We start from the raw sequence: 16,073 nt of genomic DNA on the forward strand, positions 1-16,073 counted from the left end.
ACAATGAATTTTCCTGCTGAGCTGAAGTATTCCAAGTCCCACGAGTGGGTCAGGATGGACGGCGAGATCGCCGTCGTCGGCATCTCCGATTTTGCGCAGGACGCGCTGGGCGACGTGGTGTTTATCAACCTGCCCGCCGAGGGCGATTCCGTCACCGCAGGCGAGAGCTTCGGCGATGTTGAATCCGTCAAGGCGGTCTCCGACATCATTTCCCCCGTCAGCGGCACCATCTGCGCGGTCAACGAGGCGCTGGCCGACGCGCCCGAAACGCTCAACTCCGATCCCTACGGCGCGTGGATCATCAAGGTCGAGGGCATCGGCGGCACCGAGGAGCTGCTCAACGCGGCGGCTTATGAGGCGCATTGCGCCGAGGAGGGCTGATGGGCTCTTATGTTCCGACCACCGCGGCGGAACGGGGGGGAATGCTTGCTGCCATCGGGGTCAAAAGCCTTGAGGACCTGTATCAGGCGGTTCCGCAGGAGATGCTGCTGAACGGGACGCTCAACATCCCCGAGGGCATGAGCGAGCTGGAGGTACGCGAGGCCGTCACCGCCATGGCGGAGAAGAACAAGGTCTACAAGACCGTTCTGCGCGGCGCGGGCGCCTACCGCCACTTCATTCCCGCCGTTGTGAAGTCTATCACCTCCCGCGAGGAGCTGGTCACCTGCTACACGCCCTATCAGGCGGAGATCAGTCAGGGCGTGCTGCAAGGTACGTTCGAATTCCAGACCATGATCTGCGAGCTGACGGGCATGGACGTTGCCAACGCCTCCCACTACGACGGCGCGACCGCCGCCGCCGAGACCATCCCCATGTGCCGCGACCGCAAGCGCATGAAGGCGTATGTCTCCGCCTGCGCGAACCCGCAGGTCATCGAGGTCATGCGGACCTACTGCTTCGCCTCGAACACCGAGCTGACCGTCGTTCCCGCAAAGGACGGCAGGACCGACCTCGATGCGCTCAAGGCCGCGCTCGGCGAGGACGCCGCGTGCTTCTACCTCCAGCAGCCGAATTACTTCGGTCAGATCGAAGACGCAAGAGCCATCGGCGAGCTCGTCCACGCTGCGGGCGCGAAGTTCGTCATGGGCGTGAACCCCATCGCCTGTGCTCTTTTGCCAACTCCACGTGAGATGGGCGCTGACATCGCCGTGGGCGACGGTCAGCCCCTCGGGCTCGACACCGCCTTCGGCGGCCCCTACCTCGGCTTTATGGCGACGACCGCCGCCATGACGCGCAAGCTTCCCGGCCGCATCGTCGGTCAGACGAAGGACGTAGACGGCAAGACCGGCTATGTCCTCACGCTCTCCGCGCGCGAGCAGCACATCCGCCGCGAGAAGGCCAGCTCCAACATCTGCTCGAATCAGGCGCTGTGCGCCTTCACCGCGGGCGTTTACATGGCGGCGATGGGCGAAGCGGGCATGAAGCAGTGCGCACGGCTCTGCACTTCAAAGGCGCACTACTTTGCCGCCGAGCTTGTCAAGGCCGACTGCAAGCTCAAGTATCAGGGCGAATTCTTCCACGAGTTCGTGACCGAGGCTGAGTGCCCCAACTGCCGCAAAAAGATCCTTGACGCGCTCGACGCGGCGGACATCCTCGGCGGCGCGGAGGTGGACGGCGGCATCCTCTGGTGCGTGACCGAGCTTGTGAGCAAGGCGCAGCTTGATAAAGCCGTTTCCATCGTGAAGGAGGTGCTGAAATGAAGCTGATCTTTGAGCTTGGCACGGAGGGCCGCGGTCTGAGCCTGATGCCTGCGTGCGATGTGCCGGAATACACGCTCCCCGAGGAGCGCACAGCGCCCCTGCGCCTACCCCATGTGAGTGAAAATGAGCTGACGCGCCACTACACGGCGCTTTGCAAGCGCATCCACGGCGTGAACGACGGCTTCTATCCCCTCGGCTCCTGCACGATGAAGTACAACCCCAAAATCGACGAGGACATGGCGGCGCTGCCTGGCTTCACGCAGCTCCACCCGCTCCAGCCGGTCGAAACGGCGCAGGGCGCGCTCGAGGCGCTGCATGTTCTGGGCAGCGAGCTGGGCGAGATCTTCGGCATGGACGCGGTCACATTCCAGCCTGCCGCGGGCGCACACGGCGAATTCACCGGTGTGCTGCTCATCAAGGCATACCACACCGACCGCGGCGACACCGCGCGCACGAAGATCATCGTGCCCGACTCCGCCCACGGAACGAACCCCGCCACCGCCGCCATGTGCGGCTATCAGGTGGTGAACATCCCCTCCGGCGCGGACGGCTGCGTCGATCTCGACGCGCTGCGCGCCGCCGTCGGCCCCGACACGGCGGGACTGATGCTCACGAACCCGAACACGGTCGGCATCTTCGATAAGAACATTTTGGAGATCACGAAGATCGTCCACGACGCGGGCGGCCTGTGCTACTACGACGGCGCGAACCTCAACGCCGTCATGGGCGTCGTCCGCCCGGGCGACATGGGCTTCGACTGCATCCACTCGAACCTGCACAAGACCTTCGCCACGCCGCATGGCGGCGGTGGCCCCGGTGCGGGCGCGGTCGGCTGCAAGGACTTTCTGCGAAAGTTCATGCCCGGCCCGCTGGTGGTGGAGAAAGACGGCGGGCTTGCCTTCGACTATCCCGAGAAGTCCATCGGCCGCGTGAAGCTGTTCTACGGCAACTTCGACGTCTGCATCAAGGCGCTGACCTACGTTCTCACGCTCGGAAGGGCCGGCATCCCCGAGGCCGCGATGAACGCCGTGCTCAACGCCAACTATATGCGCGTAAAGCTCGCGGAGAAATTCACCATGGCCTACGACGAAATTTGTATGCACGAGTTCGTCATGTCGCTGGTCGATCTGCACAAGGAGACGGGCGTTTCCGCGCTCGACCTTGCCAAGGGCATGCTCGACTACGGCCTGCATCCGCCCACGATGTACTTCCCGCTCATCGTCCACGAGGCGCTCATGGTCGAGCCCTGCGAGACCGAGAGCAAGGAGACGATGGACGAGGTCTGCGACATCTACGGCAGGCTCTTCGACCTTGCCTATTCCGACCCCGACGCGCTCCATACCGCGCCGCATGATACGCCCGTCCGCCGTCTCGATGAGGTCGGCGCGGCGCGCAACATGATCCTGCGCTATTCGTTCGCGCAATAAAAAACACGCAATGCCGCCGCGAAAACGGCGGCATTGCCCTCAAAAGGAAAGAAACACTATGGCTGATTATCAACTCATCGTCATCGGCGCCGGCCCCGGCGGCTACGAGGCCGCGCTCCGCGCGGCAAAGCTGGGCAAAAGGGTCGCCGTGGTCGAGCGGCGCGAGGCGGGCGGCACCTGCCTGAACCGCGGCTGCATCCCGACCAAAACGCTGCTCCACGCCTCCGCCATCTACCGCGACGCGAAGAACGGCGCGCACTGCGGCATCCACACCGAGGATATCCATGCCGACATGGCTGAAATTTTTGCTTACAAGCGCGCCGTTTCACAGAAGCTCTCCGCCGGCATCGAGTCGCTTTTCAAGACCGCGAAGATCGACCTGCTGCGCGGCACGGCGCTCATCACCGGCTCCGGCTGCGTCCGCGTGACGGACGCGGACGGCAGCGCCAACGACTACACCTGCGACGACATTCTCATTGCCACCGGCTCCGTGCCGTCCCGCCCGCCGATCCCGGGGCTGGAGCTTGCCATGACCTCCGACGAGCTGCTCGAGGGCTGCGACCACCTCTACCGCTCCATCGCCATCATCGGCGGCGGCGTCATCGGCATCGAATTTGCCACGTTTTACGCCGACCTCGGCTGTGCCGTCACGGTCATCGAGGGCATGGACCGCCTGCTGCCGAACATGGATAAGGAGCTGGGGCAGAACCTCGCGCTCATTCTGAAAAAGCAGGGCGTGAAGGTCTTCACGAACGCGATGGTACAGCGCGTGGAGCAGGCGGGCGAGGACCTTGCCGTACACTTCACCTGCAAGGAAAAGGAGGAGACCGTCTCCAGCGAAGCGGTGCTTTGCGCCATCGGCCGCCGTGCTTACTGCGACGGCCTGTTCGCCGACGGCGTCGGTGTCGAAATGAATGGCCGCAGCATCGCGGTGAACGCAAATTTTGAAACGAGCCTGCCGCGCGTCTACGCCATCGGCGATGTGTCCTCAAAAATCCAGCTCGCCCACGTCGCCACCGCGCAGGGCATTGCCTGTGTCGAGCGCCTGTGCGGCGTGCAGGATCACACCGATCTCTCGGTCGTGCCGAGCTGCATCTACTGTCGTCCCGAGATCGCGGTCGTCGGCCTCACGGAGGCGGAAGCCAAGGAGAAGGGGATCCCCGTCAAGGTCGGCAAGCACGTCATGTTCGGCAACGCCAAGACGGTCATCGCCGACCCGGGCCGCTGCTTCATGAAGCTTGTCGCCCACGCCGAAACGCGCGAGCTGATCGGCGCGCAGCTCATGTGCGAGCATGCGAGCGACATGATCGGCGGTGTGGCGCAGGCGCTCGCCAACCACCTGACCGCCGAGCAGTTCTGCCGCGCGATGCGCCCGCATCCCTCCTTTGAGGAGGCCATGACCGCCGCGCTCGAGGACCTGTGCGAAAGGCTTGGCTGACATCCTGCCCGCCACGGTCCGGCACGGACCGCGGCGAAGGATGCAAACAGAAAACCCCGCAGGGTCAAATGGCCCTGCGGGGTCGATCTTTTTTTGCCGTTTGCGGTCAGTCCAGATAGCTGAACGTGACGGAACGGGTCGATGGGGTGAGAGCGGCGAAGGAGTAGCCCGCCTCAAGATAGCCCTCGATGATGGCAGGCAGGGCCTCGACGGTGGTGGTCTTGGCGCTGCTGTCGTGCATGAGGATGATGGCGCGCCGCGCGGTGCCGACACCCTTGAGCGCGTTGGCCGTCAGCGTCGACGAGGGCTGAATTTTGGAGAACACGGCGTCGCCGTTGGCGACGTTCCAGTCGAAGTAGACGAAGCCGCGCCGCGTCATTTCGGCGATGAGCTGCTGATGGATGCCGACATTATAGCTGTTGACGCTGCCGCCGGGGAAGCGGAAGATCTGCGGCTTGACGCCGGTGGCCTCGTAGATCTGGCAGAACATCTGATTGAAGTCCTCCAGATATGCTTCGACCGAGGCGTAAATTTTCTTGTAGTCGTGCGAGTAGCTGTGGATAGCAAGCGTGTGGCCCGCCGCGACGATCTTCTGCATCCGCTCGAGATCGCCCTCCTCATTTGCGCCGACCACGAAGAAGGTAGCCTTGACGCCGTACTTGTCAAGGATCTCCAGAATTTCATCCGTGCGCGCTGAGGGACCGTCGTCAAAGGTCAGGTAGACGGCGTTGTCCACGTCCACGGTGCCGCGCAGCGAATCGTCGGCGTACAGCTCGGGGTAAAGCTCTGTGTAGGCGGGGACCTCGGCCGCCGGAGGCTCGGGCTTGGCCGGCGTAGGCTCGCCGCCCTCGGGCGCGGTCGACGGAAGCTGCTCCTGCATGGCCGCCAGCTGGCTGCCCGCCGCGTCGAGCTGCCGGTTCAGGCTGCGGACCTGCGCGAAGAGGTAAATGGACAGCGTGGTGGGAATGAGGATCAGCAGCAGCGTCACGGTGAAGATAACGTGCTTGAAAAACAGAACGCTGCCGATGTAGGGCTCCTTGTCCTCCTGCGGCTTGCTCAGATCGTAGGAGACGGGCAGTTCCTTTGCCGCGGCGTTCAAGACTTCGCCTCCATTGTGCCCTTCATCTCAACGCTGCCGTTCAGGACCGCGCCCGCCGCTACGGAGATCGTGCCGGTGACAACGCTGCCGCTCACGCGCGCGTTAGCGTCCATCTGGGTGTTGCCGCTGATGCGGATGTCGCCGTTGATCTCGCCGGCGCACAGCAGAGACTGCGCCGTGATGTTGCCCGTGACCTTGGAATCCTCGCTGACGGTGACGGGACCGTTCGCGGTGATGTCGCCGATGAGGGTGCAGCCGGTGAGCTTCACGCTGCCCGCCGTGATATTGCTCTGCAGGTTGGAGCGCAGCAGCACGCTGCCCTCGGAGGCCACGTCGCCCTTGAGCTCGCCGGCGATCTCAATGTCGCCCTTGGCGCGGAAGGAGCCCTCAAAGACCGTGCCGGGGGCAAGAAAGCTGGCGGCGGGTCTGGCCTCGGGTGTCTTGACCGGAGCGTGATCCACGCTCTTTTTCTCCGCACCGGGGGCGCTCTTGACCTCGACGGACGCGCTCTTGACCTGCGCCGGAGCAGTACTTGCCGCCTCGGAGCCGTCTCCGCCGACGCCGAACATTTCGTACATAGCCTTCTTCATGTTGCTCTTCTTGTCCATGATTTTCTCTGTCCTCCCTAAAAGTCTGCGGTTGATCTGCCATGCTGAACGGGAAACCCGGTCAGGAAATAAAAACGTGACGCGTCCTTATTCCAAAATTCGAGGGGAAACGACCTGTTTCCCGACAATTTTACAAAATAGAGCATACCACAATATTTGAGCGGGTGCGAACAATCTGCCTGAAATGTATGTTTTTGCGGCACGAAATGCATACCGCGCCTGCCGGACTCTTGGCAGAGCCGGGAAAATATGGTATGATGAATCGAAAAATCGCTCGACGCGGCGGCGCTCGTGCGGGCGCTGCGTGTATGGCGGAAGAAATAGAAAGCGCAGCACCGCGCGGCAGTACCGCGCGGTGCTGCGGGACGCGTGAGGGCGGGAGCCCTCTGTGTAAAATTTTCAAGAAAACAAAGGAGAGCGAGAAAATGGAGCTTTGCTTCAATGAAATAACCGTGATGAAAAACGGCGCGCTGCCGGAGGATATCACGCTTTGCGCACAGGCGGGCTTTTCCGCTGTGGAGCTGCGCAAGGGCACGCTCCTGCGCTATCTGCGCGGCGGCGGGACGCTGGAGGCGCTGCGGCAGACGCTGGAAGAGCAGCACGTCCGCGCGGCGAGTCTGAACGCGCTTGAGAGCGTTTCCTTTCAGACCAAGGCCGGCGGGCGGATGCTGCGCGAGCTGAGCGAATGGTGCTTTGCGGCCTGCCGCGTGCTCGGCTGCGGCTGCATGGAGGTCATCGCGTCCTTCCACGTGCCGGAGGGGACCTCCGCGGCGGCGATCTGCCGCGAGACCGCCGATTCGCTGCTGCGGCTCTCGGACGCTGCGGCGGATTACGGCGTGCGGCTGGCGCTGGAATTTATGGCCGTGCCGGGCAGCTCCGTGCGGACCTTCGCGCAGTGCGCGGAGATCCTGGAAACCGTGGACCGCGCCAACGTGGGAATGCTGCTCGACACCTGGCATTTCTGCGCCGGCGGCTCGCGGCCGGAGGAGCTGTCGGCTCTGCGCGGCGACCGGCTCTTTATGGTCCATGTCAGCGACTGCCCGGCGCGCGCCCCGTTCACGGCGCAGCGCGCGGAGAGCTACTGGCCCGGCGAGGGTGACGCTCCTTTGGAGGAGCTGCTGCGGAGCGTCCGGGCGATCGGCTACGACGGCCCCTGCTCCGTCGAGGTCATGGACCCGAACGTGCTCGCCCTGCCGGCGGAGGAGGCCATCCGCCGCGCGGCGGAGACGATGAAGCCGCTGCTTGCGCGGGTGGAGCGGTAAGCGCTCAGCCTTCCGTGCGGAGGATCACCGGCTCGCCCGTGCAGGAGAGAATACCGTTTTTCACGGTGACGGCACTGCGGTCGATGAGGTTTTCATACACGCCGTCGGCGGCGTCCACGCGCACGTCGGCGGCTTTCGCCTTGAGGGAGAATACGCCCACAAAGCGCTTACCCGCGCTTCCGCGCTGAAGGAGCGCGAGGTCGTTCGCATCGTCCGCGTCGGCGAAGAACCAGTCGGCGCTGCCAAGCTGCTGCTTGACCGCGTACAGGCGGCGCAGCAGCCCACTCAGGTCGCGGCCGGTGCGGCGGTCGATGGGGTCGAGGTCAGAAAGGCTGGGCAGATGGTCGTTTTCAAATTCCTGCCCCGCGTAGAGTAGTGTCGTGCCCTTGAGAAAATAGAGCATCGCCGTGTAGTTCACGAGCGCGCGCTCGTCGCGCACGAAGGACGCGATGCGCGGCTGGTCGTGGTTTTCCAGAAAGCGGAGCTTGTTGTAGTTCGCGGGGTAGCAGGCCTCCTGAAAATTCAGCGCATCCAGATAGCGGCTCAGGGGGACCTCGCCGCGCAAATACCGGTCGAATACCTCGCGCACGTCGTACTCGTATTCCAGATCGAAGGCACGAAACACCTCGCCGTCCGACGCGGAATAGACGCCGTGCCGCCGCGCGAGACAGCCATAGCTGCGGTGGACCGTTTCGGCGAGCCATACGCAGTCCGGGTTTGCATCAGCGACCGCCGCGCGGGCCTGCAGCCAGAATTCCACAGGAACGAAGGACGCCACATCGCAGCGGAAGCCGTCCACCAGACCAGCCCACATTACGAGCGTGTCCGTCAGATATTGCCAAAGCCCGCGATTGGAGTAATCAAGGTCGATGACGTCTGCCCAATCACCGAGCTTGTTGCCCGGCTTGCCGTCGGGCCCGCGGTAGAAGTATTCCGGATGTTCACGGTAGAGCACGGAGTCGGGCGAGGTGTGGTTGTAGACCACATCGATCATGCATTTCATGCCGCGTGCGTGGATCTCGCGCACCAGCGCTTCAAAGTCCTCCATCGTGCCGTAGGCGGGGTTGACGGCGCGGTAGTCGCGGTTGGCATAGGGGCAGCCCAGCGTGCCTTTCTTGCCCTCGACGCCGATGGGGTGAATGGGCATCAGCCAGATGATATCCGTCCCCAGCGCGCGGATGCGGTCGAGGTCGGGAATGACGGCGCGGAAGGTGCCCTCCGACGTGTGGTTGCGGACGTAAATGGAATAGATCACCTGATTTTGCAGGCGCGGATCGGTGTTTGCAGCCATGTGGCGTTACCTCCTCAATGCTTTATGCCGCGATTGTAACACAATATTTTACTTTTGCAAGAGGGGCGTTTCCACAAAAGGAAGCGTCCCTTTTCGACCAGCGTCCGACGATCCGTCGGATACAGCTTCATAAAGGACACAGCGGGGCGGTCCATCGGACCGTCCCGCTGTGATTGGCGCCGGAAGGCGCCAAGAAAAGGCCGGCGTTTTCACGGGGAAAACGTCGGTCTTTCTGTCGTATGAGCCATCCGCCCTTGCGGTCACCGAAGATTCTTGTGGAAGAACGCCTGTGCGTTCTTGTAGAAGACGCCGTCCGCGTCCTCCTGCGAAATGCCGCGGGAGAGCAGGTATTCATAGAACGAGGCGACCTTGGTGGGCGTATTCAGGCATTCGGGCAGCACGGAGCCGTCGAAGTCCGAGCCGAGGGCGAGATTCTTCCGCGCGCCCAGCTCGAAGAAGTGCATGGCGTGGCGGTAGAGATCGTCAAGGCTCTTTACGTCGCCGTCGTCGCGCAGGAACTTCACAAAGTAGTTCAGACCGATCAGGCAGTCGCGGCGCACCATCTCGCGGATCATGTCGTCCGTCAGGTTGCGCTTGTGGCTGCACAGCGCGCGGGCGTTGGAGTGCGTGGCAACGAAGGGCTTCGTCGCGACCTCCAGCAGATCCGCGAAGCCAGGATCGTTGAGGTGGGACACGTCCACCAGAATGTTTTCCTTTTCCATCTCGCGCACGGCGGCCTTGCCGAACTCGCTCATGCCGTGGTCCGTGGTGTGGCCCGAGCCGAGCTCGTTCTCGCCGTTCCAGGTCAGAGTGATGGCACGCACGCCCTGCTCGGCGAGCGTGTGGACGCGGGAAAGGTCGCCGGCGAGCGCGCTGCCGTTCTCAATGGTCAGGAACGCGGCGGTCTTGCCCGCCGCCCAGGCCTTCTCCATATCGTCGGCGTTGCGGCAGGGGGCGACGCGGTCGCCGAACTTCTCCATCTGGCGGTAGAAATTTGCGCGGTTCTTTTCAAAGTAGTCGATGGCGGCCTGCCCGCGCTCCTCGTCGGGGATGAACACGGCGTAGAACTGCGCCCAGTGGACATCCTTCGGCATATTGGACAGCGACAGCACGCGGCCGGGGTCGTCCAGCGTATCGGGATTGCCGGTGTGCGCGTATTTCCAGTATTCTGCCAGCGTGTCGCAATGCAGGTCGATCAATCCATAGCTGTTCATGGGGTCATACTCCTTTTTTCATTTTCTGCCATAAGAGGGCTCACGCATCCAGCCGCTTGAGCGTTCCGAGCAGCAGCCGCCACGTCCGTTCGGTGGAGGCAATGTGCAGGCGCTCGCGCGGGGTGTGGATGTCGGTCAGGTCAGGGCCGAGGGAGATGCAGTCCAGCTCCGGCAGCTTGCCGGAGAGGATGCCGCACTCCAGTCCGGCGTGAAGCGCGGCGATGCGCGGCTTTTCGCCGTACTGCTCGTAAAAGACCTCCGCGACGCGGTCGCGCAGGGGCGATTCGGGGCGGTACGGCCAGGCGCTGTAGTCGGAGTCCAGCTCTGTCTGCCCGCCCAGCGCCTCCGCCAGCCGCGCGAGACGCGAGGCCACGGCATTCTTCTGGGAATTGATGCTTGAGCGGATCATAAAGCTGGCGCGGAGGCTCGCTTCATCGGAGGTGAGCCGACCGAGGTTGAGCGAGGTCTGCACAAGACCCGGCACGTCCATGCTCATCTCCACCACGCCGTTCGGCGCGCAGAGCAGCAGCGTGATGGCGCGCTCCGTGCTGGCGGCGTCCATGGGCGTAAGCCCGTCGTCGGTCTCAGTGACCGTTACGGTGATATGACCGTCGGCGGCGTGATATTCCGCGCGCAGCGCGGCGGCGAGCGCTTCCGCCGCACGGCGAAGGGCGGCGGCGTCGCCGGTGCGGACGACGGCCTCGGCCTCACGCGGGATGGCGTTGTCCTTGGCGCCACCCGAGACGCGGATGAGACGCAGCACGCCCGCACGGCTCATTTCGTCGAGCGCGCGGCCGAGCAAAAGGTTGGCGTTGGCGCGGCCCTTGTGGATCTCCTCGCCGGAGTGCCCGCCGACAAGACCGCTGATCTTGACGCGGAGCGTTTCTCCATCAAAGGGCACGCGCGTGACGGGCAGCGTGCAGAGCGTGCGGCAGGCGCCGGCGCAGCTGACCGTGAGGACCTTTTCCTCCTCCGAGTCGATGTTGATGAGGTACTTTGCCTTCAGGTCGCTCGCGTCGTGCCCCGCGCGCCGATCACGTCGCCGTCCACGAAGAGGTCGAGCCCCTCCGTTTCCATATCCTTGCCGCAGTCCGCGCCCTTTTCGCAGACCATGTCGATATGGCCCTGCAGCATGACGACCGGCGCGTTTTCGTATCCGGCGGAGGCTGCCTTGCGGATGACGACATTGTTGGCAGCGTCCTGCCGGCAGGCAAGACCGCGTTCGCGGGCGAACGCGACCAGATAGTCGCTGATCGCTTTTGTGTGGTGCGAGCCGTGAGGGATGGCGCACAGGCGTTCAAACCAGGCAAATACCTCGCGCGGCTCAAGATCGGATAAAACAGGCATAGCGTTGCTCCTTCAAATGGGTTCTTAGGGCAACTGTGCAGGTGAAACGGCGTTCACCTACACAGTCGAAGCAGTCATGGCGCGGCGCGGAAACGCCGCAGCGTCAGGGTTCTCAGGCCAGAGACTCCATGATGTGCGCGCAGACGACCGCCAGCGGCGTGCCGACCACATAGCCCATGAGGGCCATCCGGATGCCGACGGGAACGAGAGAACCGGAGTAGGAGCCGGCGAGGACCGGCGCGGAGGCCGTACCGCCGATGTTGGCGAGAGAGGCCACGCCCGCGGTGAAGAGGTCGAGCTTGAGGAGCTTACGGATGTCGCAGCGGAGCAGCATCGCGAAGATCATCGCGTAGGTGAGGTTGTTTTTCAAAGCGGAGTATGCGGGCTTGGTCTCGGCCATATCCCACACGCCCAGCGTGCACAGGAACATGGCGATGAGGTAGCAGAGAACGACCGCAGGAACGTACTTGAAGAATTTCTGCATGCCGCCCTTGGCGCTTTTCTCCAGCGTGACGAGAACGGCTGCCATAAAGAGCAGCACCGCCACATGTAGTTTGCGCTGCTTTTTAACCAGTCAGCATCATACTCAAAGGAGTAGCTCTCCCGGCCACGGACATTCTCCACGAAGAGAGTCCCCAGGAAGTTTGGCGTTGTAGATCTGAAGCTCTCATAGACATAAATTACTTTTTGGTTTGACGCCACGGTTAATCACCTCTGTTTCGTGGTGCTCTCTTGCGCGTGGTAAGTTCAAGGTCTTGGAGTTTACGCCCCAGCTCATCATCCTTTGCAACGAGCAGAAGGTCTTTATCCATATTGTTCAGCGCGTGCAGCACGGCGGCATAGATCCCAATCGCGACAGAGGGGTTTCCCTTTTCAACATTCCACACTGTGGCTCGGCTTACGCCAGCTCTTTCCGCGACCAATTCGGCAGACAGATGCCGCCGTAATCTGGCAAGTTTGATCTGTTCTCCGAGCTGTTCTAAAATCGCCTGCGTCTGCGGCAGCACAGCAACACTCTTTCGTCCCATTCTGCACACCACCTCTATATCATCTTTGTGCTTGTTATTATAGACGATACATCTATAATTGTCAATAAATAAAGACATTAAGGGGGCGTGTCTGCGATTGTCCCATACTTCATTGTGTGCTGACTACCTTGCCGATATGCATCCGGCCTTATGAGGCCTTTGTTGATTGCACCGCAAAGGGGACAGATTACAGCTTCTGTGTTCATTGGATGCTCATCTCCGCCCTAAGGATTTGATAAACTGAAAAGAGGTTGGTATCAAAATGTGATACCAGCCTCTTCAATAAAAAGTTTCAAATTATTTAGGAAAGACGAGCAATAAAAAGTAACCGAGAGCGTAAAGCCCGCCATAAAGCAGGCCAAATCAGCCGAGAATTTAGTTCAAGTCCTGCCTAACGCTCTGAAATGCCCTTGTGTATCTATAAAACACGCTTTGAAAAAACAGGGCATAAAAACGCTGAAACCCCTGATTTCTCAGGGGTTTCAGGTGAGTGTATCTATTTTGGTCACTCAAGATGGTTGCGGGAGGAGGACTTGAACCTCCGACCTCCGGGTTATGAGCCCGACGAGCTACCAGCTGCTCTATCCCGCGATATGGAATTGTGGAAATACTGGTGCCGGTGACCGGACTCGAACCGGTACAGTATCGCTACCGGGGGATTTTAAGTCCCCTGTGTCTACCTATTCCACCACACCGGCGGATATCGGCAACGATTAATATACCATATTTCGGTCACCGTGTCAACACCTGAAACGAAAAAATATAGCGAATGTTCCGTCGAACGGCGTCGAGGAGAGAAGTTTCGATGGACAAGCCCCGGTGCGTTTGCTATACTGAGAGCAGAATTTCCGCTCTTGCCGGCTTGTTCCGGCGAGGGGAGAGGAGCCGAGACTATGCCGCACATCATCGAAGTGACCGACCTGACCGCGCCGGAGCTGGACGTCTACGCCCGCCTGACCGAGGCGCAGCTGCGAAACCGTCTGGAGCCGGACAAGGGCGTTTTCATCGCCGAGAGTCCCAAGGTCATCGCCACCGCGCTCGACGCGGGCTATGAGCCGCTCTCGCTTTTGATGGAGCGGCGGCACATCGAGGGCGACGCGCAGCCCATCCTTGCGCGCTGCGGCGGCATTCCCGTCTACACCGCCGAACGCGAAATGCTCGCACGGCTGACGGGCTTTGAACTCACGCGCGGGGTACTGTGCGCCATGCGCCGGCCAAGGCTCCCGAGCGTGGAGGAGGTCTGCGCGAGGGCGCGGCGCGTGGCGGTGCTCGAGGGCATCGTGGACCACACGAATGTGGGGGCGATCTTCCGCTCGGCAGCCGCGCTCGGTATCGACGCGGTGCTGGTGACGCCGACCTGCTGCGACCCCTTTTACCGCCGCGCGGTGCGCGTGAGCATGGGCACGGTCTTTCAGGTGCCGTGGGCACGCATCGGCGAGGACGCCGCCGACTGGCCGCAAAAGGGCGTTGAGCGTCTGCACGCGCTCGGCTTCCGGACTGCGGCGATGGCGCTGACGGACGACTCCGTAAGCATTGACGACGCGCAGCTCGCTGCCGAGCCGCGGCTGGCGATCGTGCTCGGCACGGAGGGCGACGGCCTTTCGCCGCGCACCATTGCCGCGTGCGACTACACGGTGAAGATTCCCATGGCGCACGGCGTGGATTCGCTCAACGTGGCGGCGGCAAGCGCCGTGGCGTTCTGGCAGCTTCGGACAAAATGAGGACCGAATGGCAAGCGGTGCGGTTTTAGCAAAAGATATTTTTTGGTGTTAGTTGCTTGCAGGCATTTAACTTGCACGAAAACGGAATGTCGAAAAATGTTCCTGTCACTTATAGCGCCGTTGACTACCATCCGATTAAACCGGGGCAAGCGGTCAAACCGCCTGCCCTACATTTTCGCCCAGGGCCAGGAGCGTTGACGCTCCACGTTTCTTTTCGTCCTCCTTCTCCGGCTCCAGGTAAATGCTCTGGAACTCGTCAAAGGCTACATTAAACTCAACATCTATCTCATAGTCCCGTTTGACGTGTACGGCCTTTACAAACTGTGCCGCAATCATTTTCTTTGCTTCAAAGGTGCATTTGTCGTACAACTCGGCCCAGTTCATCAGTTGCGCGTATTCCTCTTTCACCTGTTCGGCCCCGGACACCAATTCACGCAACTCCGCTTCTGCTTCTTTCACCTGCTGTCCCAATTCTTTGAGTTGCGTAATGGTCTCGTCCACAATGCTGTTTAGAAAGTCCACATTCAAGCGGCTGTCGCCTCGAATGACACGGAGCGTTTCAGCCCTCAAGTCCTGATAGTCCCTCTGCTTCTGCTGATACTGGCCGTTCAGCAGGTTCAGCTTTGCCTTGGCGATTTCTACCTCCCGGCTCTGCTGTTCCCGTATCAACGCTTGGGGCGGGGCCGTTTTAATGCGTTCAAACTGGATGCGGATGATTTGATCCACAAGGTCGTCCAGCTTGGCCGCGCCGTAGCCTGACGGCCCATCACACCCGCCGGGGTGCTGAATGTTATAAGAGCATTGATAGCGGGCGTAGGTCTTGTTGACTACGGTGCCGTCCTTCTTCTGATACTTCCGTCCGCTGGTCGCCAGCGTCAGCCGCTTGCCACAATGGCCGCAATAAACATTCCCCACCAAAAGGGATTGCCCTCTGGTATTGAGTGGGATCTCCTTGTGGGCGGTGCGGGGCTTTGCCCGGCTCTCTATCATCTTCTGCGCCCTCTCAAACAGGTCAACGTCGATGATTTGAAGCTCGGTCAATACATTTTCTGACCTACTCTCACCGTTGCAGAGGATACCGATATAGAGGGGATTTTTGATAATGCGGTTAATGCTGGTGGTGGGAATATTGCCCCCCTTGCGATTGCGGAAGCCCTGCTCGGCCAGATACCGGGAAATGCGCTGGGAGCCGTAGCCCTCATAGACATACTTCTGGAAAATCACTTTAACAACTTCGGCCTCGTCGAGGTCAATGGCAAGGTCGCAGACCTCTTTATTCCGTTTGTTTGTGCGGCCCCGATTTTCCAGGCGGTAGCCGTAGGGGACGATGCCGCCGGTATAATAGCCTTCCTCGGTCAACTGGCTAATGCGGGTCTTGACACGGACAGAGGTTTTAATGCTCTCCCCGGAGGCTTGCCAGTAGCGTATGTAGTTCAGCAGTTTATCAACGTGATTATCGAAACGCTGTTGTCCCTCCATCGCGCTCCAAACCTCGATGCCGTTCTTCACGAACCACTCCACCACAAAGGGAGTTTCATCGTCCTTTCGGCCCAGGCGGTCAAACATGAATACCAGCAGAATATCAAACTCGCCTTGCAGGGCCATCCGCTGTATCTCCTGTACTGCGTCCCTTTTCTTGGCCGAGACCTTGAAGCCGGAAACACCTTTCTCGGAAAACTCCTTGACGATCTCCCATCCCGGTTGACGCTGGACAAACTCACGGCAAAACTGCTTTTGCATGGGAATGTCGTCTTTTTCTACCTGTCCCACCGTGGAAACACGGTAAAGACATACCACTCGTTTTAAGACATTTTTCGCAAGTTGGATGATTTGTTCCGCCATATAGATTACCTCCTGTTCTGGCGGTGCTATATGGCGGCCAGTTCTATTTATTTTTCAAGGTGCCATCTACACCATTATTATCTCATATTTCACCAA

Annotated in this window: 15 protein-coding genes and 2 tRNA genes; 6 read left to right on the forward strand and 11 right to left on the reverse strand. The window is 61.0% G+C overall.

Annotated elements, in window-relative coordinates; all coding sequences use genetic code 11:
• Positions 1–3: 3 nt before the first annotated feature.
• The 4 genes from gcvH to lpdA are packed head-to-tail and all read left to right on the forward strand — an operon-like array spanning position 4 to position 4,565.
• Positions 4–381, forward strand: a complete 378-nt coding sequence (gene gcvH / locus KQI17_RS06735) for a glycine cleavage system protein GcvH (RefSeq protein WP_216495445.1) — start codon at positions 4–6, stop codon at positions 379–381.
• A complete protein-coding gene (gene gcvPA, locus KQI17_RS06740; protein ID WP_216495446.1) occupies positions 381–1,700 on the forward strand; it encodes an aminomethyl-transferring glycine dehydrogenase subunit GcvPA in 1,320 nt (439 codons plus the stop codon). The genes gcvH and gcvPA overlap by 1 nt, the downstream gene beginning before the upstream one ends.
• On the forward strand, positions 1,697–3,127 hold the full coding sequence (gene gcvPB / locus KQI17_RS06745; protein WP_216495447.1) for an aminomethyl-transferring glycine dehydrogenase subunit GcvPB: 1,431 nt from the start codon (positions 1,697–1,699) through the stop codon (positions 3,125–3,127). Before gcvPA ends, gcvPB begins: the two co-directional genes overlap by 4 nt.
• 58 nt (positions 3,128–3,185) lie before the next feature.
• Positions 3,186–4,565: a dihydrolipoyl dehydrogenase gene (gene lpdA / locus KQI17_RS06750; RefSeq protein ID WP_216495448.1), complete on the forward strand. Its 1,380-nt coding sequence runs from the start codon at positions 3,186–3,188 to the stop codon at positions 4,563–4,565.
• A 106-nt stretch (positions 4,566–4,671) separates the two neighbouring features.
• Here lpdA and KQI17_RS06755 read toward each other — a convergent pair whose 3' ends face one another.
• Entirely contained in the window at positions 4,672–5,664 is a 993-nt protein-coding gene (locus KQI17_RS06755; protein WP_216495449.1) for a polysaccharide deacetylase family protein, read from the reverse strand.
• Positions 5,661–6,272, reverse strand: a complete 612-nt coding sequence (locus KQI17_RS06760) for a polymer-forming cytoskeletal protein (protein WP_216495450.1) — start codon at positions 6,270–6,272, stop codon at positions 5,661–5,663. Before KQI17_RS06760 ends, KQI17_RS06755 begins: the two co-directional genes overlap by 4 nt.
• Before the next feature lie 425 nt (positions 6,273–6,697).
• Between KQI17_RS06760 and KQI17_RS06765 the strand changes: the two genes are divergently transcribed.
• A complete protein-coding gene (locus KQI17_RS06765; protein WP_216495451.1) occupies positions 6,698–7,534 on the forward strand; it encodes a sugar phosphate isomerase/epimerase in 837 nt (278 codons plus the stop codon).
• A 4-nt stretch (positions 7,535–7,538) separates the two neighbouring features.
• Here KQI17_RS06765 and KQI17_RS06770 read toward each other — a convergent pair whose 3' ends face one another.
• The 8 genes from KQI17_RS06770 to KQI17_RS06800 all read right to left on the reverse strand — a co-directional run bounded on the left by KQI17_RS06770 (position 7,539) and on the right by KQI17_RS06800 (position 13,112).
• Positions 7,539–8,825 (reverse strand): alpha-amylase family glycosyl hydrolase, encoded by a 1,287-nt coding sequence (locus KQI17_RS06770; protein ID WP_216495452.1) that lies wholly within the window; start codon positions 8,823–8,825, stop codon positions 7,539–7,541.
• A gap of 260 nt (positions 8,826–9,085) precedes the next feature.
• Positions 9,086–10,039 carry a dipeptidase gene (locus tag KQI17_RS06775; protein WP_216495453.1) on the reverse strand — a complete coding sequence of 318 codons (954 nt, stop codon included), beginning with the start codon at positions 10,037–10,039 and terminating at the stop codon, positions 9,086–9,088.
• Positions 10,040–10,079: 40 nt separating this feature from the next.
• Positions 10,080–10,940 (reverse strand): peptidase dimerization domain-containing protein, encoded by an 861-nt coding sequence (locus tag KQI17_RS06780; RefSeq protein ID WP_253285721.1) that lies wholly within the window; start codon positions 10,938–10,940, stop codon positions 10,080–10,082.
• Positions 10,941–11,041: 101 nt separating this feature from the next.
• The gene (locus KQI17_RS13580) at positions 11,042–11,386 is read right to left on the reverse strand and encodes a hypothetical protein (RefSeq protein ID WP_253285722.1); all 345 of its coding nucleotides are present in this window, start codon (positions 11,384–11,386) and stop codon (positions 11,042–11,044) included.
• A 112-nt stretch (positions 11,387–11,498) separates the two neighbouring features.
• On the reverse strand, positions 11,499–11,933 hold the full coding sequence (locus tag KQI17_RS06785; RefSeq protein WP_371821973.1) for a DUF819 family protein: 435 nt from the start codon (positions 11,931–11,933) through the stop codon (positions 11,499–11,501).
• A gap of 157 nt (positions 11,934–12,090) precedes the next feature.
• The gene (locus tag KQI17_RS06790) at positions 12,091–12,414 is read right to left on the reverse strand and encodes a helix-turn-helix domain-containing protein (RefSeq protein ID WP_216495455.1); all 324 of its coding nucleotides are present in this window, start codon (positions 12,412–12,414) and stop codon (positions 12,091–12,093) included.
• Positions 12,415–12,929: 515 nt separating this feature from the next.
• Positions 12,930–13,005 (reverse strand) — tRNA-Met (locus KQI17_RS06795).
• Between the two features lie 20 nt (positions 13,006–13,025).
• Positions 13,026–13,112 (reverse strand) — tRNA-Leu (locus tag KQI17_RS06800).
• 195 nt (positions 13,113–13,307) lie between these two features.
• Between KQI17_RS06800 and KQI17_RS06805 the strand changes: the two genes are divergently transcribed.
• Complete coding sequence (locus tag KQI17_RS06805) at positions 13,308–14,135, forward strand: RNA methyltransferase (protein WP_216495456.1); 828 nt, start codon at positions 13,308–13,310, stop codon at positions 14,133–14,135.
• Positions 14,136–14,288: 153 nt separating this feature from the next.
• Here the strand turns inward: KQI17_RS06805 and KQI17_RS06810 are convergent, their stop codons facing one another.
• On the reverse strand, positions 14,289–15,977 hold the full coding sequence (locus tag KQI17_RS06810; RefSeq protein WP_154250458.1) for a recombinase family protein: 1,689 nt from the start codon (positions 15,975–15,977) through the stop codon (positions 14,289–14,291).
• Positions 15,978–16,073 lie beyond the last annotated feature (96 nt).

The organism is Oscillibacter sp. MSJ-31 (assembly GCF_018918025.1).
Classification (GTDB): Bacteria; Bacillota; Clostridia; order Oscillospirales; family Oscillospiraceae; genus Hominicoprocola.